The sequence below is a fragment of the Streptomyces sp. NPDC055632 genome, from assembly GCF_053618675.1.
Genome location: NZ_JBSHHY010000012.1, coordinates 38,304 through 60,688, shown reverse-complemented (window position 1 = coordinate 60,688; position 22,385 = coordinate 38,304). Strand labels below are relative to the sequence as shown.

Sequence of the window (22,385 nt, the reverse complement as noted above, 5' to 3'; positions counted from 1 at the left end):
CCACCGTAGACAGTGAAGCGCCGGCGCAGAAGGGCGCGTCGGTGTCCGGCATCCGGTCACGGGGCGCACGCCCTCCCGGGCCGGGCCGAGGGAGGAGCCGTCGGCGGCTCAGCCCTCGCGGACGGCCAGGGCCAGGTATCGCGCGTCCTCGTCGACGTACTCGACGAGCCGCCAGCCCGCCCCGGCGAGCAGGGGGCGCAGCCGGGGCTCGGCGCGCAGGTCGTCCGGGGTGAGGGCGCGGCCGTGCCGGGCCGCCAGGGCGGCCCGCCCGATCGGGTGGAACAGCGCGAGCCGGCCGCCGGGCCGTACGACACGGGCGAGCTCCCGCAGACCGGCGGCGGGGTCCGCGAGGTGCGAGACGAGCCCCGCGCCGAAGACGGCGTCGAGCGCGCCGTCACGGACGGGCAGCCGGCCGACGTCGGCGAGCAGCAGCGCCCCGCCGTCCGCACCGTCGCGTCCGGCCCGGACGGCCCGTTCGAGCATCTCGGGGGTGAGGTCCACCCCGGCGACGGTGCCGGAGGGGCCCACGGCGGCGCGGAGCGGTGGAAGCGCGCGGCCGGTCCCGCAGCCCGCGTCGAGGACCGAGTCGCCCGGACGCAGGCCCAGCTCGGCCACGGCGGCGGCGTACGCGGGGCCGTCGTCGGGGAACCGGCTGTCCCAGCCGGCGGCGCGGGCACCGAAGAACTCTCGGACGCGTGTGGGGTCATCGCTCATGCGCCCATGATCCCGTACCCGGAGGGGTGAGGGTCCGGCACGTAGGCCACCCGGAGGGGTGAACGTTCGGCGCGGGCTTTCTGGGTGAGCGTTCGAACCCGGCGCGATCGTTCGGGGACAGCTCTCTGTCACATTCCATCAGCTTTCGAAATGCGCCCCCGGTGCGCCCCTCGGTGCGCACTAGCGTCCCTGAGCCATGGGACACCTGGACCACGCCGCCTTCGGCTGGCTTACCCCCGTGCTGTCGTACGCGATGGCCTGCGTCGGCGCCGCCCTCGGACTGCGCTGCACCGTGCGGGCGCTCGACGCGACCGGCCGGTCGCGTCGGAACTGGCTGCTCACCGCCGCCTCCGCGATCGGCAGCGGCATCTGGACGATGCACTTCGTGGCGATGCTCGGATTCGGCGTGAGGGGCACCGACATCCGCTACGACGTTCCCCTCACTGTCCTCGGCCTCGTCGTCGCGATGGGCGTCGTCGGCGTCGGCGTGTTCGTCGTCGGCCACGGGGGCGACCGGGTCCGTTCCCTGCTGATCGGCGGACTGACCACGGGCGTCGGCGTGGCGAGCATGCACTACCTGGGCATGGCCGCCCTCCGGCTCCACGGTCAGGTCCGGTACGACCCCCTGCTGGTCGGACTCTCCGTCCTCATCGCCGTCGTCGCCGCCACCGCGGCGCTGTGGGCGGCCCTGCACATTCACGCGCCCGCGGCCGTGGCCGTCGCCTCGCTCGTCATGGGCGCGGCCGTCAGCAGCATGCACTACACCGGCATGCTCGCGGTGAGCGTCGAGGTCGCCCCCTCCGGTGCCGCCCTTCCCGGCGCCACGGTCATGCAGTTCGTCTTCCCGCTCGCCGTCGGCCTCGGCTCGTACCTCTTCGTCACCGCCGCCTTCGTCGCCCTCTCCCCGACGGCCGGGGAACGTGCCGCGTACGCCTCCGCGGGGCACCCCGCCGCACCGGACGGGCATCCGGAGGACGCCGTCGCGCCTCCCGGCCCCCGAGCCGCCGGAGTCGTCCGCCCCCGTACGCACTGAGCCGGTACTTCTCCCGGTCGAGCCGCCCCCCGTCCGTCCCACCGCACCAGAGACAGCCGCAGCCGGAACGAGGAGGCCATGCGAACTCCCCGCAGGACCAAGGACGCCGGGGTACCGGCACCGCCGACAGCCGCGCGCGGGCGGCGCGCACACGCGGGGCCGCCCGCCGACGAGCCGGAGGAGCACGCCCCCGGGTCCTTCCCGGCGGCCGGCCGCGCGGACGACGGGGCGTCGGCCGCGCCTCCGGACGCCGCCGGGCCCTCCGCCCCCGCAGGGACCGCCACCCCCTCCTGGGCCGCTTCTTCCGGGGAGCGTTCCGTCTCCGGCGACGACCGAGTCCGGCCCGCCACGCGCTCCGGCCCGCGCCCCCGTACGGTCCGCGCCAAGATCGTCTCGCTCCTGATGGTCCCGGTCGTCTCGCTCCTCGCCCTCTGGGGCTTCGCCACCGTCACCACCGCCCAGGACGTCGCCCGGCTCCGCCAGCTCCAGCGCGTCGACGCCGAGGTCCGCGAGCCCGTGTCGGCCGCCCTCACGGCGCTCCAGGCCGAACGGCGCGCCGCCGTACGCCAGGTCGCGGCCCCCGGCGCCCACCGCGCCGCCGAGCTCAGGGACCGGATGCGCCGCACGGACGAGGCCGTCGACCGGCTCCGCCTGGACGAGACCCACACCGTCGGCGACACCGGGGATCTGCCCGGCGAGGTCGCCGACCGGGTGAGCGCGTTCGTCGGCACGGTCGAGGGCCTCGCCCTGCTCCGTACCGCCGCGGCCGACGGGCGGGCCGACTGGGACCAGGTGTACACGGAGTACACCGGGGCGATCTCCGCCGCCTTCGCCGTCGGCGGCGCCCTCACGGGCATCCAGGACGCCGAACGGGGAGCCGACGCGCGCGTACTCCTGGAATTCGGCCGGGCGGGCGAGATGCTGTCCCGCGAGGACGCCCTCCTCGGCTCCGCCCACCTCACCGGCCTGTTCACCGCCGACCGGCTGCGCGCCTTCTCCGGAGCCGTCGAGACCCGGCGCGCCCTCGTCGCCTCGGCCACCGCCGACCTGCCCGCCGTCGAACGCGCCGCGTGGACCCGGCTCGCCACCGGCACCGACCACACCCGGCTCACCCGCGCGGAGGACCGGATCCGCGCCGCGAGTCCCGGCCGCCCCGCCGCCCGGGCGGTCACCTCCACCGACTGGGACGCCCACCTCGCCGCCGTGCGCGACGGACTCACCGCGATCGAGACCGGCGCGCGCACCGGTGCGGCCGACCGCGCCGACCCCTTCACCGGCGGCGCCCTCACCACCGGCGGCGCCGCGGTGGTCTTCGGCCTCGTGGCCGTCGTGGCCTCCCTCCTCGTCTCCGTACGGATCGGGCGCGGCCTCGTCGTCGAACTCGTCGGCCTCCGCAACACCGCCCTCGGCATCGCGCGCCGCGAACTCCCCGCCGCCATGCGCCGACTGCGCGCGGGCGAGGAGATCGACATCCGCGCCGAAGCACCGGCCGGGCCCGACTCCCCGGACGAGATCGGACAGGTCGGCGAGGCCCTCGCCACCGTCCACCGAGCGGCCCTCTCCGCCGCCGTCGAACGCGCCGAACTCGCCGACGGCGTCTCCGGCGTCTTCGTCAACCTCGCCCGCCGCAGCCAGGTCCTCGTCCACCGCCAGCTCGACCTCCTGGACGCCATGGAGCGCCGCGTGGACGACCCCGGCGAACTCGACGACCTCTTCCGGCTCGACCACCTCACCACCCGCATGCGGCGCCACGCGGAGAGCCTGATCATCCTCTCCGGCGCCGCCCCCGGCCGCGCCTGGCGCAGGCCCGTCCCCCTCACCGACGTCGTCCGCGCCGCCGTCTCCGAAATCGAGGACTACGCGCGCGTGGAGGTGCCGCGGCTCCCCGAGACGGCCGTCGTCGGCGGCGCCGTCGCCGACCTCACCCACCTCCTGGCCGAACTCGTCGAGAACGCCACCCAGTTCTCCCCGCCCCACACCAAGGTGCGCGTCAGCGGCGAACACGTCGGCAACGGCTACGTCCTGGAGGTCGAGGACCGGGGTCTCGGCATGGGCAAGGAGAGCCTCGCCGAGGCCAACGCCCGCATCGCCCGTGCCGAGGACCTCGACCTCTTCGACAGCGACCGGCTCGGCCTCTTCGTGGTCAGCCGGCTCTCCTCCCGCCACGACGTCAAGGTCCACCTGCGGCCCTCTCCCTACGGCGGGACGACGGCCGTCGTGCTGCTCCCCACCGACGTGCTCCAGGGCGCGCTGCCGCCGGGCCCCGGCACGCCGGTGGACGCCCCGGGAACGCCCCGCCCCTCCGAGGAGCGGAACGGCCCCGCCCACTCCGGGGACGCGCACCGGGCCGCTCCGCGACCGCAGGGGAGCGGGCGGCACGGAAGCCCGCCGCAGCAGCCGGACGGGTCCCGGACGCCGCTGCCCCGGATCCCGTCGCCCACCCGCCCGCGACCGCTGTCGCGCCCGACCGCAGTTCCCGCGCTCACGGCGCGGCCGGAAGCCGGACCGGAACAGAGGCCGGGATCCGGGTCGGGACCCAGGCCGGAACAGAGGCCGGGATCCGGGTCGGAGCCGAGGCCGGAACCGTGGTCGGGATCCGGGCAGGTGCCCGCCGGGGTCACCGCCCTGCGCCCCCGCGGCACCTCCGTACCGCCGCCGATGCGGGAGCGGAGAGAAGAGCAGGAGCAGCAGGAACAGCGGGAGCAGCCGACCGGAGCACCGGCCCACGGCCCCGGTGCTCCCGGCACTCCCCGTGCTCCCGGCACTCCCCGTGCTCCCGGCGATCCCGACGGCGAACTGCCCCGCCGCGTACGGCAGGCGAGCCTCGTCCCGCAGCTGCGCGAGGCCCCGGCCCAGGAGCCGGTCCCCGCACCGGCCGCACCCGGCACGGACGCCCGTACCCCGGAACGGGTCCGGGAACGGATGACGGCCTATCAGGACAGCTGGCGGCGGGGCGGCGGCACGGCCCCGGGCAACAGGCGCCCGCTCGGCACGGGCCACGACGGCGGACGCCCCTCACCCCTGCACGCCCCTCACCCCGAAGGAGACGACGCATGATCGACCACGAGAGGGCCTCCCACCACCGCTCCGGCGAACTCGACTGGCTCCTCGACGACCTCGTGGCGCGGGTCCGCGAGGTCCGCCACACCGTGGTGCTCTCCGGCGACGGACTCGCCGTCGGGGCCTCCAGCGGCCTCGGGCGCGAGGACGCCGAGCACCTCGCCGCCATCGCCTCCGGCTTCCACAGCCTCGCCAAGGGCGCGGGCCGCCAGTTCCGCACCGGCGGGGTGCGCCAGACGATGGTCGAGATGGACGACGGCTTCCTCTTCGTGGCGGCCGCGGGGGACGGCTCCTGCCTCGCCGTCCTCAGCTCCGCCAACGCCGACATCGGCCTCGTCGCCTACGAGATGGCCCGTCTCGTCAAACGCGTCGGCGAGCACCTGCACACCCCGCCGCGCCTCGCGGTGACCCCGCCGGCCGCCGGCTGACCCGGAGAACCCCGTGAACGAGGACAGCACCTGCGGCGGCCCGTCCGTGCCGGGCGACCGGTGGTACGACTCCGACGCCGGGCCGCTCGTACGCCCGTACGCGATGACCGGCGGCCGGACGAGACCGGGGCCCGGCAACGTGCGGTTCGACCTCATCGCCCTCGTCGTCGTGGACGACGATCCGCCCGGACCGGCCGAGGAGTCCCTCCTCGGCCCCGAGCACCGGTCCCTGCTCGCCCTGTGCCGGGCCGAGACCCAGTCGGTGGCCGAACTCGCCGCCGACGCCGACCTGCCCGTCGGAGTCGTCCGGGTGCTCCTCGGCGACCTCCTCGAATCGGGCTTCGTACGTGTCAGCCGGCCCGTGCCGCCCGCGCGGCTCCCCGACGAAAGAATCCTGAGGGAAGTAATCGATGGCCTACGAGCACTCTGAGAGAACCGGTGCGGACGACGACGCGGACAGCACCGCCCTCGCCCTGAAGATCCTCGTCGCCGGGGGTTTCGGCGTCGGCAAGACCACCCTCGTCGGTGCGGTCAGCGAGATCCGGCCCCTGCGCACCGAGGAACGACTCAGCCGGGCCGGGGAGTTCGTCGACGACACCGGCGGCGTGGACCGGAAGACCACCACGACCGTCGCCATGGACTTCGGCCGCATCACGATCCGCTCCGGGCTCTCCCTCTACCTGTTCGGGACGCCCGGCCAGGACCGGTTCTGGTTCCTGTGGGACGAGCTGTCCCAGGGCGCGCTCGGGGCGGTCGTCCTCGCCGACACCCGGCGCCTGGAGGACTGCTTCCCGGCGGTCGACTACTTCGAGCACCGGCGGATCCCCTTCGTGGTCGCCGTCAACTGCTTCACGGGCGCGCGTACCTACGGCGCGCACGACGTCTCCCGCGCGCTCGACCTGGACCGGGGCACGCCCGTCGTCCTGTGCGACGCGCGCGACCGGGACTCCGGGAAGGAGGTGCTGATCCGCCTGGTCGAGTACGCCGGACGGATGCACACCGCCCGGCTCCTCGACACCGTCGGCTGAGCGGGCCGCGGGCGGGGCCACGGGATCGCGGGACCGGATGTCCGCTCCGGCCGCGGGGGCGGTCGGGCCGGGTGTCCGGTCCGAGCGGGTCCTCAGTCCGCGAGGCCGGCTTCGGCGATCACCTTGTCGATCCTCACCCGGACGAGGAGTTCGCCGGGGACGGCGTTGCGCTCGCCGAACTCCTCCGCCCGGTCCTCACCCATGTAACGGGCGCCGATGCGGGTGGCCCAGTGGCGCAACGCGTCGGGTTCCTCGCCGAGTTCGGCGCGCCCGAACAGCGTGACGAAGGAGAACGGCGGGGTGTCGTCGTCGACGCACAGGGAGACCCGTCCGTCGCGGGCGAGGTTGCGGCCCTTCACCGTGGTCTTGCCGGTGTTGAACACGAAGTCGTCGCCGTCGAGCACGAACCAGATCGGCACGACGTGGGGACTGCCGTCGTCCCGGACGGTCGCCAGCTTGCCGGTGCGGGTGCCCGCGGACACGAAGGCCCGCCACTGCTCCTCGGTCATCCTCGTCATGCCTCCCATCCTGAGGCACACGCGGGCGTGGTGCAGTGCTTGCCCTGTCCACGACAGTGCGTAAGGCTTGCGCCGACACGCGGACCACGGTGGCACGGGGAGCACGGGAATCCGGGTCGACGGGGACGCACCACACAGGGGGAGGACCACTGATGGCGTTGAACAAGGGACTGGACTGGCTCCTGGACGACCTGACACAGCGGGTCGGGCACATACGGCACGCGCTGGTGCTGTCGAACGACGGCCTGGTGACGGGCGCGAGCAACGGCCTTGCGCGCGAGGACGCCGAGCACCTGGCCGCCGTCTCCTCCGGGCTGCACAGCCTCGCCCGGGGCTCGGGCCGGCACTTCGAGGCGGGCCGGGCGCGGCAGACGATGGTGGAGTTCGACGAGGCGCTGCTCTTCGTGACCGCCGCGGGCGAGGGCAGCTGCCTGTGCGTCCTGAGCGCGGCCGAGGCTGACGTCGGCCAGGTGGCGTACGAGATGACACTGCTGGTCAACCGCGTCGGCGAGCACCTCGGAGTGGAGGCGCGGCAGCCCGGCCATCCGGGTGACGGCCCGCTCTGACGCTCTGCCCGGGTCTTCCGTCGCTCTGCCCCGGTCCTCCGTCACTCTGCCCGGTCTCCCCTTCCGCTGTCCCTCGCCGTGCTCCTTGCCGGTGTGCTGCCGATTGCCGGTGTGCTGGCAAGGGTTGTCCACAGACGGTTTTCCACAGGTGGTGCAGGTTTCGTCACTCTGCGTTACGTTCTCTTCGGCGGGTCGGACGGATCCGCGCCACGGAGAGTACGGACGTACGGGGGAGGGCCGCGTGATGACGGTGGACGGTCGGGAGAGGACGGCGGACGCAGGGGCGCGCACGGTGACGCCGGCGCACGCCGCGCGGGAACTGGATCTGAAGCGCGACGAGTTCCGGCTCGCGGCCCAGCTCGGCCTGGTGCGGACGGTGCCGGCCGGGGAAGGCGGGCGGCGGAAGGTCGAGCGGTGCGAGCTCGACCGCCTCAAGGCCGCGCCGGACTTCCCCGCCGGCCTGCGCGACCGGGTGCGCGCGGTGGGCACCGGGGAGGCCGCCGCACTCCTCGGGATCACCCCGGAGCGGTTCACCAGGCTGGTCCGGACGGGCCACCTCAGCCCGGTGCGGTTCTCGCTGAACCGCTACCGGGCGGTGGTGTGGACGTACTTGGCGGAGGAGGTCGCCGACTTCGGCCGCGCCTGCCCTGCGCTGCTCGCGGGGCGGCTGCCGCTGGAGCTCCGTGAACGTCTGGCCGCGGGAGAGGACCTGCGGCCGAGGAACTGGCGGGCGCGGCGGCTCGCCCTGCTGCTCCGGGCCGCCGGCGACCCGTGGGCGCGGGCCTCGGCCGTCGCCTCCCTGCTGGACCCGCTCCAGGTGGCCGAGGTCGTGGACGATCCGTACGAACGCGCCCACCTCGACCGGCTGCGTCCGCCGTCACCGCCCGGAATGCCGGTGCCCGCCGCCGCGCGGGAGCTCGCCGAGCGGCTCACGCGCGCCGACGACCCGGACGAGATCCTCTGGCACCGGCTGAGCCTGGCGCTCGCCCTGGACGAGGCGCGGGCCGCGTGCCCGGCCCCGTATCCGGGAGAGGCCGCCGCGGCCGCGCCGACCGCCCCGACCGGCCGGGGGATCGAGGCCGAGCCTTTCGTACGGTCCGACGCCAGGCCTTCTGTACGGTCCGACGCCTGGCCTTCCGTACGGTTCGATGCCGAGCCTTCTGTACGGTCCGACGCCGGGCCTTCCGTACGGTCCGGCGCGACGCCTTCCGTACGACCCGGGGCGGCGGACCCGTGGGCCGTTCCGGTGGTGGTCCGCGGCGGCCCGCGGGCCCTGTCGGCCCGGTCCCGGTCTCTGCCGACGGCGCAGCCTTTCCCGACGGCCCAGCCTTTCCCGACGGCGCGACCTTTCTCGGCGCCCCCGCCGTCGGCTGCCCGGCGGGAGCCGGAACCATCGGGGACGGCGGAAGCGGGGGGCTCTTCTGTGAGGGTGGAACCACCGCTGGCGGCAGGGGCGGCGACGTGGGGGGAAGCGGCGGCGCGGGCGGCGGCGGAGCCTGGGTCAGGGTCGGAGGTCGTCCAACCGGCCTCTCATCGGCCCTCCCGTCCGGCCCGCACCCGGTTCCTCGACCGGTTCCGCCGGGGGAGGGCGGGCGGTGAGACGCGCGCCCGGCGACGGAGGCGCCCGGTGTCGTGGCCCTGATGGGCACCGCCCCGATGCCGGTCCGGTCGGGCACGGGCCGGGCAGCCGGGCGGCAGGCCGTCGCGGAGGGCGCCGGGCGCGGCCGAGCGCCCGACGGCTCTCGCGGAGCGGCGCCCCCGGAGGGATGCTGGAGAGGTGGCGCGACGAGCGCCCTGCACGAGGGACGCGAGGTGTCACCGGCGACCGGGGGGCCGTGAGGAGATGAGCGACGTGTACGACCTGCACATCGACACCGACGTCACCGTCCAGTTGAGCGACTGCGGCCGGGAGGACGCCCAGGCCGTGTTCGACGTCCTCGACGCGGCCTACCGGCTGGAGGACATGGCGACATCCGGCCCGCAGGCGGCGACGGGGCCGTCCCCCACCGTCTGGACGGCCACGTTCGACACGGCCGGAGGGGAGCACCGGAAAGCGTCTCCGGCCCCTCTGTCCGCCATGGTCGGCGTCACGCTCACCGGCGGCTACCACGCCGTCGACGAGGTGGAGAAGGTCCTGGCCGCGGGCTTCGACGTCCAGTCCCGGCACACCGTCTCCGGTGACCAGGAGAAGGAGGCGCGCCTGCTGCTCGCCTCCCGCTGAGCGGCGGCGCCGCAGCGCGCCACCGCTGTCGGAGGCACCGCCGGAGGACGCCCCGGGAGACGCGGACGGGTGCTCCCGGGGCTCCCGCATGCCCGCGAACGGGCGTGCGACCCCCCTGCTGTCCCCGGTATACACCCTGTGTAGTGTGCATGTTCGGTCGCACGGCCCGCCCTGACCAGGCGACGGCCGCGGCCCTGTCGAACGTCACCGGGGAAAGCGGGTTCCACCATGTTCCGATCCAGGCTGCGCCGACGCGGGGGAACCGCCGTCGCCCTGCTGGCCGCCGCGTCGCTGATGATGACGCTGAGCGGCTGCGGCGTCGACCCGCTCACTCCCCAGGAGGCGCGGGAGGAGGCCGGATCGGACGACAAGCCCGGTGACACGGGCCGTCGCGTCGACTGCGCGAAGGCCAAGTGCATCGCGCTGACCTTCGACGCGGGGCCGGGCAAGGACACCCCCGGGCTCCTCGACATCCTCAAGGAGAAGCAGGTCCCCGCCACCTTCTTCCTGCTCGGCAGCAAGCACGTCGACCGCTACCCCCAGGTGGTCAAGCGCATAGCCGACGAAGGGCACGAGGTCGCGAACCACACCTGGACGCACCGGATCCTGACGGATCTCGACGCCGCCGGGGTCCGCGAGGAACTGTCGCGCACCCAGGACGCCGTCGAGAGGATCACGGGCCGGAAGCCCACTCTGATGCGCCCGCCGCAGGGCCGCACCGACGACACCGTGTCCGAGGTCAGCAGGGAACTCGGGCTCGCCCAGATCCTGTGGAGCATCACGGCCAAGGACTACTCGACCGACGACTCGGCCCTCATCGAGCAGCGTGTCCTCGAACAGGCGCACGGCGACGGGATCATCCTGCTCCACGACATCTACGACGGCACGGTCCCCGCCGTCCCGCCGATCATCGACGAGCTCAAGCGGCGGGGCTTCACCTTCGTGACCGTGCCGGAACTCCTCGCCCCCGGGAAGGCGGAACCCGGCACCGTCTACCGCCCCGAGAAGGACTGACGGGCCCGCCGCGGCCACCGGCCTCGCGACGCGCTGCCGAGCACTGACGAAAACGGGTGAGGTGGCTCACATCGCCCACTCGGGAACTCTCGGAACATTCGGGAAAGGTTTACCGTTCATACGTATGTGACGGCGAAGGGGCCCGGTCCCCAAGGTCCCCCCCCGAGAGGTGACCGCCCTTCGCCCGTCACGGCGATCGGCCCCGGTTGGAATCCCCCGTCCAACCGGGGCTTTGTCGTGTCCGTCCCTCTCCCCCTCCAGGGGGTCCCCCCACCCCGGCCGCTGTCAGATCCGGGCAGGAGGGGCGGTCGGGTGACGGAGGGCGGAGCTGAGCATCAGACCCGCGCCGCGGACGACGCTGGTCGACGGGTCGTTGGCCAGGCGCAGGCGGGCCCGGAGCAGATGGGCCAGTCGACCGGTCACGTCGAGGCGGAGGGCGCCACCACCCGTCACCAGGACGCCGCGGCGCAGAGCCCCCCGCACGGCGCCGGTGCGGTCGCGCCGCCACAGGTCGCTCACCAGGTCGGCGGCCGTCCCGGCGACCGAGTCCGGGGCGCTCCCCGACTCCGGGAGGTCGTCGAGGCCGACCTCGGCGAGCCGGGCGTCCGCGACCAGGCCGTCCACGACGAGCGTGACCTCGGTCAACTGCGCGCCGAGGTCGACCACGAGCAGCGGGCCGTCGCCGGGTGGGGCCGCGTGGGCCGCCGCCGCGCGGGCGCTGTCCACGGCGAAGACCCGTACCGCGCCGAGACCGTCCACCACCCGCTTCACCGCCTCCCGCTCCTTCCGGCCGGCGAGCACCGGGTGGGTCAGCATCACGACGGTGTCGTCACCGTCGCCGCCCGGCGCCCTGGCCGTCAGGCTCCGCAGCAGCCGGAGCTGGGAGTCCGGATCGGTCACGCGGCCGCGCAGCACCGGACCGCTGGGAACGTCGGCGAAGACGCCCGCTCCCGGTGCCCAGGCGCGGGTCCGGGAGCTGCCGATGTCGAGGGCGATCCCGCGCACCGGCCGTCCGGCGCCTCGGCCGCCGTGTGCTGACCCGAACGATCCCATCGTCTCCGTCGCTTCCGTCCGTTCCTCCCGGACCCGCTGAATACGAGGCCGATATGGCACATCACTATGCAGTATCCGTAGCAAAGATGCCATGCTGCTTGGGGATCGAAGGAATACCGGGGGCGGAGGTTCAGCTTTCGGTACCCAGCCACAGGTCGGGGCCGAAGACCTCGTAGTGGATGTCGGCCGCGGCGGTGCCCCGGCCGAGGAGGTCGCCGCGCACCGCCCGCAGGAAGGGCAGCGGCCCGCAGAGGTACGCGGTCGTGCCCGCCGGCAGGTCGAGCCCGGCGACGTCCGCGCGGCCCGGCAGGGCGCCGGAGCCGCCCGGCTCCTCGTACCAGAGGTGCAGGGTTCCCTGCGGCAGCGCGTCCACGAGGCGCCGCAGTTCGGCGGCGTGCGCGTGGGAGGCGGGGGCGCGGTCGGCGTGCACGACCACGACGGGGCGGGCCGACCCGGTCTCCACGAGGTGGTCGAGCATCGCCAGCATCGGAGTGCTGCCGATCCCGGCGGAGGCGAGCAGCAGGGGCCCGTCGCCCTCGGGCAGGACCAGGTCGCCGAACGGGGCCGACACCTCCACCGCGTCCCCTTCGCGGGCGTGGGCGTGCAGCCAGGACGAGACCTCGCCCGCCGGGTCGCCGTCGACCCGCTTCACCGTGATCCGCCACTGCGGGCGCCCGGGAGCGGAGGAGAGGCTGTACTGGCGGATCTGCCGGGCGCCGTCGGGCAGGGCGACCCGGACGCTCACGTACTGGCCCGGCCGGAACGCCGCCGTGGGGCTCCCGTCCGCGGGGCGCAGGACGAACGAGACCGTGTCGGCCGTCTCCTCCCGCCGCTCGGCGATCTCCATCGAGCGCCAGACCTGGCCCTCGGTGACGCCGGCCTCCTGGTACAGCCGGGCCTCCACGGCGATGAGCGCGTTGGCCATCAGCCAGTAGACCTCGTCCCAGGCGCGTGCGACCTCGGGCGTCACCGCGTCGCCGAGGACCTCCACGATCGCGGCGAAGAGGTGCTCGTGCACGACCTTGTACTGCTCGGAGGTCACCCCGAGCGAGGCGTGCTTGTGCGCGATCCGCGCCAGCATCGCGTCCGGGCGCCGGTCCGGGTGTTCGAGGAGGGCCACGGCGAAGGCCGCTATGGAGCCCGCGAGCGCCTGCCGCTGCTCGCCGTTGGCCTGGTTGCCCCGGTTGAACAGGTCGCGCAGGAGTTCCGGGTGGGCGGCGAAGAGGCGCCCGTAGAAGCGCTCGGTGATCCGGTCCAGGGCGCCGCCGACGGCGGGCAGGGTGGCGCGGACGACCGGGACGGCCTGCTCGGACAGCATGGGGGCTCCTAATCTGGTAGATCATCTACCTATTTAAAGGCGGAAGGAGGCGCGCGCTCGTGACGCGCGCGGTCAGGGGGTGGGGCGGGGGGAGAGGGAGAGGAGGAGCGGGCCGGTCGGCGAGGACACGAGCTCCGCCACGGTCAGCGGGTCGAGCACGCGGTAGAACGCCTCCTGTGCCTCGCGGAGCGCGCCCCGGAGCCGGCAGGCGGACCTGAGCGGACAGGGCGGATCGCCCTCGCAGGCGACGACCTCCTCCTCGCCCTCCAGGGTGCGGGTCAGCCAGCCCACCGACGAGCGCCGGCCCCGTTCCGTCAGGGCGAGTCCGCCGCCGCGTCCGCGTCGCGCCTCGACCACGCCGAGGTGCTGGAGCCGGGTGATCACCTTCGCCATGTGGGCGTACGGCACGTCCATCGACTCCGCCACCTCGCGTGTGGTGACGGACTCCTCCTGTGCGGTGACCGCCAGGCGCATCACGGCACGGAGCGCCAGGTCGGTGAACTTCGTCAGCTTCACGGTCCGACCGTATCAAAGTGGTATTCGATATGCGTATTCAGGGGGTGGGTTCACCCACCGGCACCGGCACCGACTCCTGCCCATCCGGTACCGGCCCCGGTCGTCGCGGCGGCACCTCAGGACAGCACCTTGGCCTTCGCCTTCTCGAACTCCTCCGCCGTGATGGCGCCCTTGTCCTTCAGGTCCACGAGCCGGGCCAGCTCGTCCGTGGCGCTCGCGCCGCCGCCCTGCGTCCCGGCGGTCTTGCGGATGTAGTCCTGGAACGCGGCCTCGCTGTCCTTCGCCTGCTTGACGTCACGTTGGCTCATGCCCTTGCCGCGGGCGATGACGTAGACCAGCACCCCGAGGTAGGGGAGCAGGATGCAGAAGACCAGCCAGCCGGCCTTGCCCCAGCCGTGCAGGCTGTGGTCCCGGAAGATGTCGGTGACCACCTTGAACAGCAGGAACAGCCACATGATCCAGAGGAAGAACCACAGCATGGTCCAGAAGAGGTTGAGGAGGGGGTAGTCGTCCATGCCAGCACGCTCCGTTCCGGCGCCGGCCGGGAGCGGCCGGGCGTTGGAGCGAGTCTCACCCGGGCGCCGCGTCCCCGCACGTCGTGGCGGCCCGCCGCACGGGCGGGCCGCCCGCCCCCACGTGGGCGGAGACGCGGGCCGGACGCGGCTCAGGCGTCGCGCAGGGCGGCCAGCGCGCGGTCCGCGTGCGCGCTCATCCGCAGCTCGCTGCGCACGACCTCCCGCACCCGCCGGTCCCGGCCGATCACGAACGTGACCCGCTTGGTCGGCGCGAGCGAGAAGCCGCGCTTGACGCCGAACCGCTCCCGTACGACACCGTCCGGGTCGGACAGCAGGGGATATCCGAGGGAGTGCCGCTCGGCGAACTCCTGCTGCCGCTCCACCCCGTCGGAGCTGATCCCGACGGGCAGCGCGCCGACGGCGCGGAACTCGGCCGCCAGGTCGCGGAAGTGGCAGGCCTCGGCGGTGCAGCCCGGGGTGAGGGCCGCCGGGTAGAAGAAGAGGACGACCGGCCCTTCGGCCAACAGCCCGGTCAGGGAGCGAGAGGTACCCGTCTCGTCCGGAAGGCTGAAGTCCTCGACGAGGTCACCGACGTTCATGGAGGTCCGTCCCCGATCCGTCCCGATGCGCCGCCGGAGCCTCCGGCGGCCGGCCGGTGACGTTACCGCAGAGTAGGACCCCCGGTCACCCCTCGGGTCCCGTCACGCTCCCCGTGCCGCCTCGGCCGCGGCCCGCCCCGTCCCTTCCCGCCCTTCCCGGGCTTCCGCGGCGACGCGCCGGTCGAGCACGGCGAGGGCGCGGGCGCCCCAGCGCAGGTTCTCCTCCTCGAAGAACCGGCCGCGCATCAGCGTGAGATACGGCCCGATGCGCTCCGCCTCCTCCAGGTACGTCTCCTCGTCCCGGCCGGCGAGCATCCGCTCCCGCAGGCGGTCGTAGCGGGCGAGCTTCGTCCGGGCCGTCTCCATCCGCCGGGCCACGAACGCGCGGACGGCCGCGGTGTCCCCCTCGTCGCAGGCCTGCACCTGGACCAGCAGCTCGTCACGGACGGCGCTCGGGCGCGGAGGCGTCGACGTGTAGGCGGCCAGATCCCGCCTGCCCGTCTCCGTGAGGCTGAACATCCTCTTGTTGGGGCGCCGTTCCTGCTCCACCACACGGGCCGTGATCAGACCGGCCTCCGCCAGCCGGTCGAGTTCACGGTAGAGCTGCTGCGGGGTGGCGGCCCAGAAGTTGGCGACGGACACGTCGAAGATCTTGGCCAGGTCGTATCCGGAGGCCTCGCCCTCCAGGAGAGCTGCGAGGACGGCGTGCTTGAGGGACATCCGGACACGCTAGCAGTCCGTTGAATAGTTTCTTCCGCACCTATTCAACGGAAGAAGGATCATCGCACCGATGGAGACGGGCGGGGACCGGCGGGGGCCACGAGTCCTTCGCCGGCACATGGGTCCGGCGCTCTCGCTGGCACGTACCTCCGGCGCCCGCCTAGGCTGGAGGGGAGGGGAAGCCGCGGGGGAGCAGATCCGAGGGCAGCGCGATGGGCAGCGACACGTTCGTCTACACCACCTACATCCGGACCACCCCCGACGAGCTCTGGAAGGCGCTCACCGACCCGGAGCTCACCCGCCGCTACTGGGGCGTGGCCTTCGAGACGGACTGGACGCCCGGCGCCCCCATGGTCTGGGAGGAGGGCGGCCGCAGGACGGCCGATCCCGAGCAGGTGGTCCTCCGGGCCGAGCCCGGCCGCCTCCTCTCGTACACCTGGCACACCTTCACCCCGGCCTGGGCGGACGCCGTCGGCCTCGGGCACGACGTGTACGAACGCCTCGCCGCCGAGCCCCGGTCCCGGGCGACCTTCGAGATCGAACCGTCGGGCGACACGGTCAGACTGACGGTCACCCACGACGACCTGGCGCCCGACGGTCCCGTCAAGGAGCTGCTCGGCGAGGGCTGGCCCGCGCTGATCTCCAGCCTCAAGTCCCTTCTGGAGACCGGGGAGGAACTCCCGGAGCCACCCCGCTGACCCCGTGGACCGCCCCGCGACCCGTCGGACCGGGCCCCGCCCCGCCGCGGATCCCGGACCCGCGACGGGGCGGCCTCGGCCCGGCCCCCTGAACGAACCCCGACGGCGAACCCCCGCCGGTCACCGGTACTCGACCGTCAGCGTCACCGGCGCGTCCCGGTTCACGAAGAGGTACGCCGTGCCGGCCGGCGCCGACGCGAACCCGAGGCGGAACTGGGTGGTCCCGCCCCGGTTCAAGGCCGCGACCGCCTCCGCCGACAGGTCCGTCGACACCGCGCTCCCGGACGAGAACGCGTCGATCCGCGCCCCGCCCGCCACCGAGGCCGGCGCCGACCAGTCCGCCGGCTCGACCGCGCACCCGCCGAAGCAGCCCGTCCGCACGTCCGCCAGGAGCCGGTTCCCCGCGGGCGAGGCCCAGGGGTCGCCCGAGCCGCTCGACCGCGTGACGGTCAGCCAGGCCCGCGAGATCTCCTTGCCGGCCGGGATCCGCGAGGTGTCGAAGGAGACCACCGTCCGGTTCACCTTCCCGTCCGTGCCCCGGCCCAGTGCGAGCCCGGACGCGTCCTCCAGGGTGCCGACCGCCGCCCCCGAACCGTCCGCCGCCGCCTTCACATAGCCGTCCTCGGCGTCCGTGCTGGTCAGGACCGTACGGTCGGACGAGGGGGGCGGCGTCCCGGTGCCGCGCAGCGCCCGCACCATGCCCATGATCGCCTCGATCTGCTTCCCGCCGTGCCGGGCGTAGGCCGTGTCACCGAGGTAACCCCACCAGTTCCAGCACCCGTTCGGGTTCTCCAGCGTCCCCGTGGCCGCCGCCTGCGGGTACAGCACGATCATGTCGTTGGTGTCGGCGTACTCGTTGAGGTAGGCGCCCTCGACGAACCGGGTCCCGAAGCCCTGGTACGCGTACCCCTGCTTGCAGCCGTGCAGCGCCACGAGCAGACGGCAGCGCGCCCCGTCCGAGCAGGACCTCGGCACGTACGCGAAGCCCTCCGCGCCCATCGAGATCGCCGAGGCCGAACCGCCGGGCGCGTACGCGTTCTGGTCGAAGCGGATCAGCGAGCCGCCCGTCCCGGAACCGGGCGCCGCGACCGACCCGAAGAGGTGCCCGAGCAGCGCCCCCTCCGCGTCGGTCCCGCACTTGTTCAGGAACGGGGTCTGCGTCACCCCGCAGGAGTTGGGGCCGAGCGGGGTGATCCAGGCGTGGCCCGCCGCCGTGGACCGGTCGTGGCGGACCCGGGCGCCGAACCGCCCGTAGTAGTCGGAGAGCGCGTCCACCACCGGCCGCTTCACCGTGGTGTCCGCCGACCCGCTGAAGGCGTACACCGGGTCGCCCGCCAGGTTCGCCACCGGATCGATCTGCCCCTGCGCGGACCGGTCGCGGGTGGCCTGCTCCAGGGCGGCGAGCTGGAGGTTCTGCGTGGTGTCCATGCAGGCGTTGAGCGCCGTGGCGAGCTGACCCCGGGCGCAGTCGTACGGACCCGAGGCGAACACCGCGGAGCCCTCGAACGTCCCCGAGTACGCCACGTGCAGCTGCGTGGCCATGTACCCGCCGGACGAGACGCCCGCGCTGAACACGGAGCCGATGTCGTACCCCCGGAGCGTGCCGGGCACGGGCGGGGGAGCGGCGGCCCCGGCGGGACTCGCGGTCGGGAAGAGGGTCGCGGCGGCGCACAGCAGCAGCGCCGCGAGACGGCGTGGCCCGCGCAAGCGGGCGGGACGGGGTGAACGCATGGGGGCTCCCGGGCGGCTCGTTCCTGACGGGGGATCGGCCGGGAGGCTACGGGCTTCCCGCAGCCGTCCTCCATGGGTGAGGACGCCACAATCCGGCCGGTCCGCTATGGCGGCCCGTCACCTGGCAGCCGGTGCCGGGGCCTCCGTCGCGAGCTGCGAGGATGGCGCCATGGAGCACCAAGAGGAGAAGGACGGCCTGCTGGCCGAGGCGGTCGCGCTGCGCGAAGGGGGCCGTCGGGAAGAGGCCCGCGAGCGGCTGGTCGCGCTCTCCGCCCGGTGGCCGGACGACGCCGGGGTCGCCTACCAGACGGCCTGGGCGCACGACGTCCTGGGCCTGGAGGCGGAGGCCGTGCCGTACTACGAGAAGGCCCTCGGCGACGCCTCCGGACGGCTCGTGCCCGACGACCGGCGCGGCGCCCTCCTCGGCCTCGGCAGCACCTACCGGGTGCTCGGCCGGTACGAGGACGCGGTCGCCCTCCTGACCCGTGCGGTCGCCGAGTTCCCCGAGGACGGCTCCCTGCGCGCCTTCCTCGCGATGGCCCTCTACAACACGGGCCGGCACCACGAGTCGGTCGCCCTGCTGCTGCGCCTGCTCGCCGGGACCAGCGAGGACCCGTCCGTCCGCGCGTACCGGCCGGCCATCGAGCACTACGCGGAGGACCTCGACGCGACCGGATGACCGGGTGCGGCGGGGCCCGGGTCAGTCGTTCACGGCGGTCAGGAGGACCACCGCGTCCTCCAGGGCGGTGAGCCCGTGCCGCTCCTTGGGGATCATGCGGAGCGTGCCCGCCCGCAGCTCCTCCGCCCGGTCGGCCGCCGTGAGGCTCACCCGGCCCCGCAGCACCTGGAGGCTCGCGGCGGGCGGCGCGTTGTGCTCGTCCAGGGACGTGCCCGCCGTCAGGGCGATGACGGTCTGCCGGAGCACTCCGTCGTGCATCACCAGATGGGCGCTCCGCCCGTGCGGCGCGGTGCGGGCCGCGGCCAGGTGCTCGTCGGCGAGGGCGGTGAGGTCCAGCATCATGTCTCTCCCTGCGGGGTGCCCGGGTGGATGACCCCAGCCTCCCGCGTGCCGACGGGGACGCAAGTCGGGACCGCCGGCCGCACCCGGGCCGTCACCAGGACGAGTCCGCCGACGGCGACGCACGCCCCCGCCGCGAACAGCGCGGCCGTCCAGCCGTACGCCGCGTACAGCCACGTCCCGGCGAGGGACCCGGCCGCCCCGCCGCCGAAGGTGGCCAGCATGAAGACGGTGTTGACCCGGGCCGCCACCGCCCGGCCGATCCCGAAGATCCTGGCCTGGTTCGCCACCTGGCACGAGCCGACCCCCACCACGAGCAGGTTCGCCCCGGCCACCAGGGCCGCGGGGGAGTACGGCAGCAGGCCCGCCACCGCGAGTCCGAGCCCCGCGCACACCAGGCCCCCGGCGCCCACGGCCGCCGCCCCGTACCGGTCCGCCAGCGGCCCGGCCCCCGCCGAGAGCAGCGCCGCCGGCAGGGTGAGCACCCCGAAGAGACCGGCGGCCCCCGGTCCGTACCCGAGCGGCGGGGACGCCAGGTGGAAGGCGAGCACCGCCCAGAAGACGCTGAACGCGGCGAAGACGCAGGCCCCGAGCAGCGCCGGGACCCGCAGCTCCCGGTGGGCCGCGAGGAGCCGGGGGAGCCCGGCCAGGAGCCTCGCGTACGACCCGCCGCCACGCTCGCCGGGCGCTCCCAGCCGCTCGGGCAGCCGGCGCGGCAGGAAGCACAGCAGCGCGGCCGTCGCCGCGGCGGCGACCACGTAGGCCGTCCGCCACGTGCCGGTCGCGTCGGTGACGGCCCCCGAGACCGTACGGGACAGGGTGGAGCCCAGGGTGAGGCCGAGGCCCACCAGGCCCACGACCCGCCCCCGCCGCCCGGGGTCCGCGAGCACCGCCGCCACCGGCGTGAGGATCTGCGGCAGCACCGTCGTGGTGGAGAGCGCGAGCGTCGCGAGCGCGAGGGTGACGACGTCCGGCGCCGCCGCGGCGACGAGCAGCGCCGCACAGGTGAGGGCGAGCAGCACCGAGGTGAGGCGCCGCAGCCGCGCGGTGTCGGCGAGCGGCACGAGCAGCAGGATGCCGAACGCGTACCCGAACTGCGCGGCCGGGGTGATCAGGCCCGCCGTCCGCTCCGGCACGTCCAGCCCGCGCGCCACGGCGGCGAGCAGCGGCTGCGGGAAGTAGAGGTTGGCGACGGCGACCGCCCCCGCCACGGCGAGGAGCGGGACGTTCGTGGGCGGTGCGAGGGGGCGTGCGGACGGAGCCACGGAACCTCTTCCGTAGGGGCTGGGGGAGGCCTCCAGGCTCCCCGGTGCCGACTCGGCGGAACAAGCTGTCATCATGAAACCGGCGTTGAGTACCGCTCAACGATCACGACGCCCGACCGAGGCGGACGGTGAACGACCGCGATGCCCGACGGAGGAGGACCGGTGCTCGAACGGTACGAACTGGAGGCCTTCCTCACGCTCTCCGAGGAACTCCACTTCGGCCGCACCGCCGAACGCCTCGGCGTCTCCACCGGCCGGATCAGCCAGACCGTCAAGAAACTGGAGCGGCGCATCGGCACCCCGCTCTTCGCCCGCACCAGCCGCAGCGTCCGGCTCACCCCCGTCGGCCGGACCCTGTACGAGGACCTCCTGCCCGCGTACCGGCAGCTCCGCGCCGCCGTGGAGCGCGCCACCGCCGCCGGGCGCGGCGTCCTCGGCGCACTGCGCGCCGGCTTCGTCACCCCCTGGGGCGGCGAACTCCTGACGGCCGCCGCGGACACCCTCCTCGCCGCCCACCCCGGCTGCGAGGTCACCGTCCGCGAGGTCCCCCTCGACGGCGGGGTCCGGGCCCTCCTCGACGGCACGCTCGACGTCCAGCTCGCCGCCCTGCCCGTCCGCGAGCCGGACCTCACCACCGGCCCCGTCGTCCTGCGCGACGACCGGGTCCTGCTCCTTCCCGCCGCCCACCCCCTGGCCGGCCGCTCCTCCCTCGGCCCGGAGGACCTCGCCGGCCTGCCCCTGATCGCTCCGGCGGGCGCCCATCCCCGGTACTGGCTCGACCACCACTACCCGCGCCGCACCCCCTCCGGAGCCCCCGTCGGCCGGGGCCCGGCCGCCGCCACCTGGCAGGAGGTCCTGTCCCACGTGACCGCGGGACGGGGCGCCGCCCCCGGCGCGGCGCGCGGCGCCCGCTACCACCCCCGGCCGGGCATCGCCTACGTACCCCTGCGCGACGTCCCGCCGCTCGCCTACGCCCTGGTCTGGCCCACGGCGGCCGACTCCGCCCTGCTCAGGGCCTTCGTGACGGCGGTCGCCGCACCGGAAGCGTCCCGCCCGCGTCGGGAGTCTCCTCCGGGATGACGAGCGCTCCCCTCAGATGGTCGTACGCCACGTGCGCGTGGAGCCGGACACCGGTGACGAGGGCGGAGTCGTCGGCGTAGAAGCCCGGGTTGTGGTTGGTCACCAGACCGCGTCCGCCCTCCACGGGGACCGGCCGGCCCGACGCGTCCAGGGCCGCGTCCTGGACGCCGAGCGTCACGTACAGGCCCCCGAACCGCCGCACGAACTCGGAGACGTCGTCGTACCCGAGCGTCCCGCCCGTCTCCACCACGCGCTCCTCGCCCGCCACCCGGCGGAAGGTCGGGAGCCCGGCCGCCACCCACGGCCCGCTGTTGTGCACGGGCGGCACGGGCTGGAGGTACTCCGCCGTGGCCGTCGCCCCGTACGCCGCCGCCGAGTGCTCCACGAGCGCCGTGAGCCGCCGCTGCACCTCCGCCATGTCCGACTCGACGGCGGTGCGGATCGTGCCCCACAGCGTCACCGTCTCCCCGACGATGTTGAAGCGGCCGACGTCCTCCACGTGCCCGATGGACACCGTGACCGCGTCGAAGGCCGAGACCTGCCGGTAGAGCTGGCCGATGCCCGTGAGGACCGCGCCGACCGCCGGCATCGGGTCGACGCCCTGCCAGGGCGTGGAGCCGTGCGTCTGCCGGCCGGTGACGACGATCCGGACGAGCGTGGACGCGCCGTACTGGTTGCCGATCCTGTACCCCACGTACCCCACCGGGTACGGCGTCACGTGCATCCCGAAGACCATCGTCGGCACCGGACCGGCGAAGGCGCCCGCCTCGACCATCGCCCGCGCGCCGCCCTCCTCGGTGACCGGCGGGCCCTCCTCGGCGGGCTGGAAGACGAACAGGACGGTCCCTGGGAGCCGGTCGCGGACCTCCGAGAGGACCGTCGCCGCGCCGAGCAGCATCGCCGTGTGGCAGTCGTGGCCGCAGGCGTGCGACACCGGGAACGGGCCGCCCGGGTAGTCGGCGTCCACCACCTCGGAGGCGAAGTCCGCCCCGCACAGGTCCCGCACCGGCAGCGCGTCCGTGTCCGCCCGCAGCGCCACGACCCGTTCGCCCGCCGCCCCGCCGCGCAGGACCCCCACGACCCCGTGGCCCGCGATGCCCGTGCGGACCTCGTCGAGGCCGAGGGCGCGCAGGTGGTCCGCCACCAGGCGGGCCGTGTTCACCTCCCGGTTCGACAGCTCCGGATGCCGGTGCAGATGGTGCCGCCAGGACACCACCCGCTCCGCCACCCCGGCCGCCCGCGCGTCCAACTCCTCGTGCATCGCCCCGCTGTCCAAGAGGACTCCTCCCT

Annotated in this window: 24 protein-coding genes; 12 read left to right on the top strand and 12 right to left on the bottom strand. The window is 74.6% G+C overall.

Translation table 11 applies throughout. From position 1 onward, the window contains the following. Positions 1-108: 108 nt before the first annotated feature. Positions 109-714 carry a class I SAM-dependent methyltransferase gene (locus ACWGSR_RS17680; protein ID WP_453567327.1) on the bottom strand — a complete coding sequence of 202 codons (606 nt, stop codon included), beginning with the start codon at positions 712-714 and terminating at the stop codon, positions 109-111. 196 nt (positions 715-910) lie between these two features. Between ACWGSR_RS17680 and ACWGSR_RS17675 the strand changes: the two genes are divergently transcribed. The 5 genes from ACWGSR_RS17675 to ACWGSR_RS17655 all read left to right on the top strand — a co-directional run bounded on the left by ACWGSR_RS17675 (position 911) and on the right by ACWGSR_RS17655 (position 6,263). Continuing rightward, positions 911-1,747 (top strand): MHYT domain-containing protein, encoded by an 837-nt coding sequence (locus ACWGSR_RS17675; RefSeq protein WP_453567325.1) that lies wholly within the window; start codon positions 911-913, stop codon positions 1,745-1,747. Positions 1,748-1,825: 78 nt separating this feature from the next. After that, positions 1,826-4,804 (top strand): nitrate- and nitrite sensing domain-containing protein, encoded by a 2,979-nt coding sequence (locus ACWGSR_RS17670; RefSeq protein ID WP_453567321.1) that lies wholly within the window; start codon positions 1,826-1,828, stop codon positions 4,802-4,804. Next, entirely contained in the window at positions 4,801-5,235 is a 435-nt protein-coding gene (locus ACWGSR_RS17665) for a roadblock/LC7 domain-containing protein (protein WP_376236451.1), read from the top strand. Before ACWGSR_RS17670 ends, ACWGSR_RS17665 begins: the two co-directional genes overlap by 4 nt. A 13-nt stretch (positions 5,236-5,248) precedes the next feature. Beyond that, positions 5,249-5,665, top strand: coding sequence for a DUF742 domain-containing protein (locus ACWGSR_RS17660; protein ID WP_376236449.1), 417 nt, complete (start codon positions 5,249-5,251; stop codon positions 5,663-5,665). Continuing rightward, on the top strand, positions 5,646-6,263 hold the full coding sequence (locus tag ACWGSR_RS17655) for a GTP-binding protein (RefSeq protein WP_376236446.1): 618 nt from the start codon (positions 5,646-5,648) through the stop codon (positions 6,261-6,263). Before ACWGSR_RS17660 ends, ACWGSR_RS17655 begins: the two co-directional genes overlap by 20 nt. A gap of 92 nt (positions 6,264-6,355) precedes the next feature. Here ACWGSR_RS17655 and ACWGSR_RS17650 read toward each other — a convergent pair whose 3' ends face one another. Next, positions 6,356-6,781 carry a PPOX class F420-dependent oxidoreductase gene (locus tag ACWGSR_RS17650; protein WP_376236444.1) on the bottom strand — a complete coding sequence of 142 codons (426 nt, stop codon included), beginning with the start codon at positions 6,779-6,781 and terminating at the stop codon, positions 6,356-6,358. 152 nt (positions 6,782-6,933) lie between these two features. Between ACWGSR_RS17650 and ACWGSR_RS17645 the strand changes: the two genes are divergently transcribed. The 4 genes from ACWGSR_RS17645 (at position 6,934) to ACWGSR_RS17630 (ending at position 10,582) form a co-directional block, all read left to right on the top strand. Next, entirely contained in the window at positions 6,934-7,347 is a 414-nt protein-coding gene (locus tag ACWGSR_RS17645; protein WP_366378759.1) for a roadblock/LC7 domain-containing protein, read from the top strand. A gap of 244 nt (positions 7,348-7,591) precedes the next feature. Beyond that, positions 7,592-8,989, top strand: coding sequence for a DUF6397 family protein (locus tag ACWGSR_RS17640; protein ID WP_453567318.1), 1,398 nt, complete (start codon positions 7,592-7,594; stop codon positions 8,987-8,989). 201 nt (positions 8,990-9,190) lie between these two features. Continuing rightward, on the top strand, positions 9,191-9,568 hold the full coding sequence (locus tag ACWGSR_RS17635) for a hypothetical protein (RefSeq protein WP_376236439.1): 378 nt from the start codon (positions 9,191-9,193) through the stop codon (positions 9,566-9,568). Positions 9,569-9,796: 228 nt separating this feature from the next. Beyond that, positions 9,797-10,582, top strand: a complete 786-nt coding sequence (locus ACWGSR_RS17630) for a polysaccharide deacetylase family protein (RefSeq protein WP_453567315.1) — start codon at positions 9,797-9,799, stop codon at positions 10,580-10,582. A 285-nt stretch (positions 10,583-10,867) separates the two neighbouring features. On the opposite strand, the gene ACWGSR_RS17625 is transcribed toward ACWGSR_RS17630, so the two are convergent. From ACWGSR_RS17625 to ACWGSR_RS17600, 6 genes are all read right to left on the bottom strand, one after another. Next, positions 10,868-11,635 carry a rod shape-determining protein gene (locus tag ACWGSR_RS17625; RefSeq protein WP_453567313.1) on the bottom strand — a complete coding sequence of 256 codons (768 nt, stop codon included), beginning with the start codon at positions 11,633-11,635 and terminating at the stop codon, positions 10,868-10,870. A 130-nt stretch (positions 11,636-11,765) separates the two neighbouring features. Next, positions 11,766-12,953 (bottom strand): globin domain-containing protein, encoded by a 1,188-nt coding sequence (locus tag ACWGSR_RS17620; RefSeq protein ID WP_453567311.1) that lies wholly within the window; start codon positions 12,951-12,953, stop codon positions 11,766-11,768. A gap of 72 nt (positions 12,954-13,025) precedes the next feature. After that, positions 13,026-13,469 carry an RrF2 family transcriptional regulator gene (locus tag ACWGSR_RS17615; protein ID WP_366378765.1) on the bottom strand — a complete coding sequence of 148 codons (444 nt, stop codon included), beginning with the start codon at positions 13,467-13,469 and terminating at the stop codon, positions 13,026-13,028. Positions 13,470-13,585: 116 nt separating this feature from the next. After that, the gene (locus tag ACWGSR_RS17610; protein ID WP_453567309.1) at positions 13,586-13,984 is read right to left on the bottom strand and encodes an SHOCT domain-containing protein; all 399 of its coding nucleotides are present in this window, start codon (positions 13,982-13,984) and stop codon (positions 13,586-13,588) included. Positions 13,985-14,133: 149 nt separating this feature from the next. After that, the gene (locus ACWGSR_RS17605; RefSeq protein ID WP_376236426.1) at positions 14,134-14,583 is read right to left on the bottom strand and encodes a peroxiredoxin; all 450 of its coding nucleotides are present in this window, start codon (positions 14,581-14,583) and stop codon (positions 14,134-14,136) included. A gap of 102 nt (positions 14,584-14,685) precedes the next feature. Beyond that, positions 14,686-15,303 carry a PadR family transcriptional regulator gene (locus tag ACWGSR_RS17600; protein ID WP_376236423.1) on the bottom strand — a complete coding sequence of 206 codons (618 nt, stop codon included), beginning with the start codon at positions 15,301-15,303 and terminating at the stop codon, positions 14,686-14,688. A 212-nt stretch (positions 15,304-15,515) separates the two neighbouring features. Between ACWGSR_RS17600 and ACWGSR_RS17595 the strand changes: the two genes are divergently transcribed. Continuing rightward, complete coding sequence (locus ACWGSR_RS17595) at positions 15,516-16,001, top strand: SRPBCC family protein (RefSeq protein ID WP_376236420.1); 486 nt, start codon at positions 15,516-15,518, stop codon at positions 15,999-16,001. 120 nt (positions 16,002-16,121) lie between these two features. Here ACWGSR_RS17595 and ACWGSR_RS17590 read toward each other — a convergent pair whose 3' ends face one another. Then, positions 16,122-17,732, bottom strand: coding sequence for an extracellular catalytic domain type 2 short-chain-length polyhydroxyalkanoate depolymerase (locus ACWGSR_RS17590; protein ID WP_453567306.1), 1,611 nt, complete (start codon positions 17,730-17,732; stop codon positions 16,122-16,124). A gap of 169 nt (positions 17,733-17,901) precedes the next feature. On the opposite strand from ACWGSR_RS17590, the gene ACWGSR_RS17585 reads away from it, so the two are divergent. After that, positions 17,902-18,411: a tetratricopeptide repeat protein gene (locus tag ACWGSR_RS17585; protein WP_453567304.1), complete on the top strand. Its 510-nt coding sequence runs from the start codon at positions 17,902-17,904 to the stop codon at positions 18,409-18,411. A gap of 21 nt (positions 18,412-18,432) precedes the next feature. Here the strand turns inward: ACWGSR_RS17585 and ACWGSR_RS17580 are convergent, their stop codons facing one another. Together ACWGSR_RS17580 and ACWGSR_RS17575 are read right to left on the bottom strand one after the other, a co-directional pair. Further along, positions 18,433-18,750, bottom strand: coding sequence for a cupin domain-containing protein (locus ACWGSR_RS17580; RefSeq protein ID WP_366378772.1), 318 nt, complete (start codon positions 18,748-18,750; stop codon positions 18,433-18,435). Next, entirely contained in the window at positions 18,750-20,015 is a 1,266-nt protein-coding gene (locus ACWGSR_RS17575; RefSeq protein ID WP_453567302.1) for an MFS transporter, read from the bottom strand. The genes ACWGSR_RS17580 and ACWGSR_RS17575 overlap by 1 nt, the downstream gene beginning before the upstream one ends. Before the next feature lie 162 nt (positions 20,016-20,177). Between ACWGSR_RS17575 and ACWGSR_RS17570 the strand changes: the two genes are divergently transcribed. Beyond that, positions 20,178-21,095: a LysR family transcriptional regulator gene (locus ACWGSR_RS17570; RefSeq protein ID WP_453567300.1), complete on the top strand. Its 918-nt coding sequence runs from the start codon at positions 20,178-20,180 to the stop codon at positions 21,093-21,095. Here the strand turns inward: ACWGSR_RS17570 and ACWGSR_RS17565 are convergent. Further along, positions 21,025-22,371 (bottom strand): M20 metallopeptidase family protein, encoded by a 1,347-nt coding sequence (locus tag ACWGSR_RS17565; RefSeq protein WP_453567298.1) that lies wholly within the window; start codon positions 22,369-22,371, stop codon positions 21,025-21,027. The genes ACWGSR_RS17570 and ACWGSR_RS17565 overlap by 71 nt on opposite strands. Between the last annotated feature and the right edge of the window lie 14 nt (positions 22,372-22,385).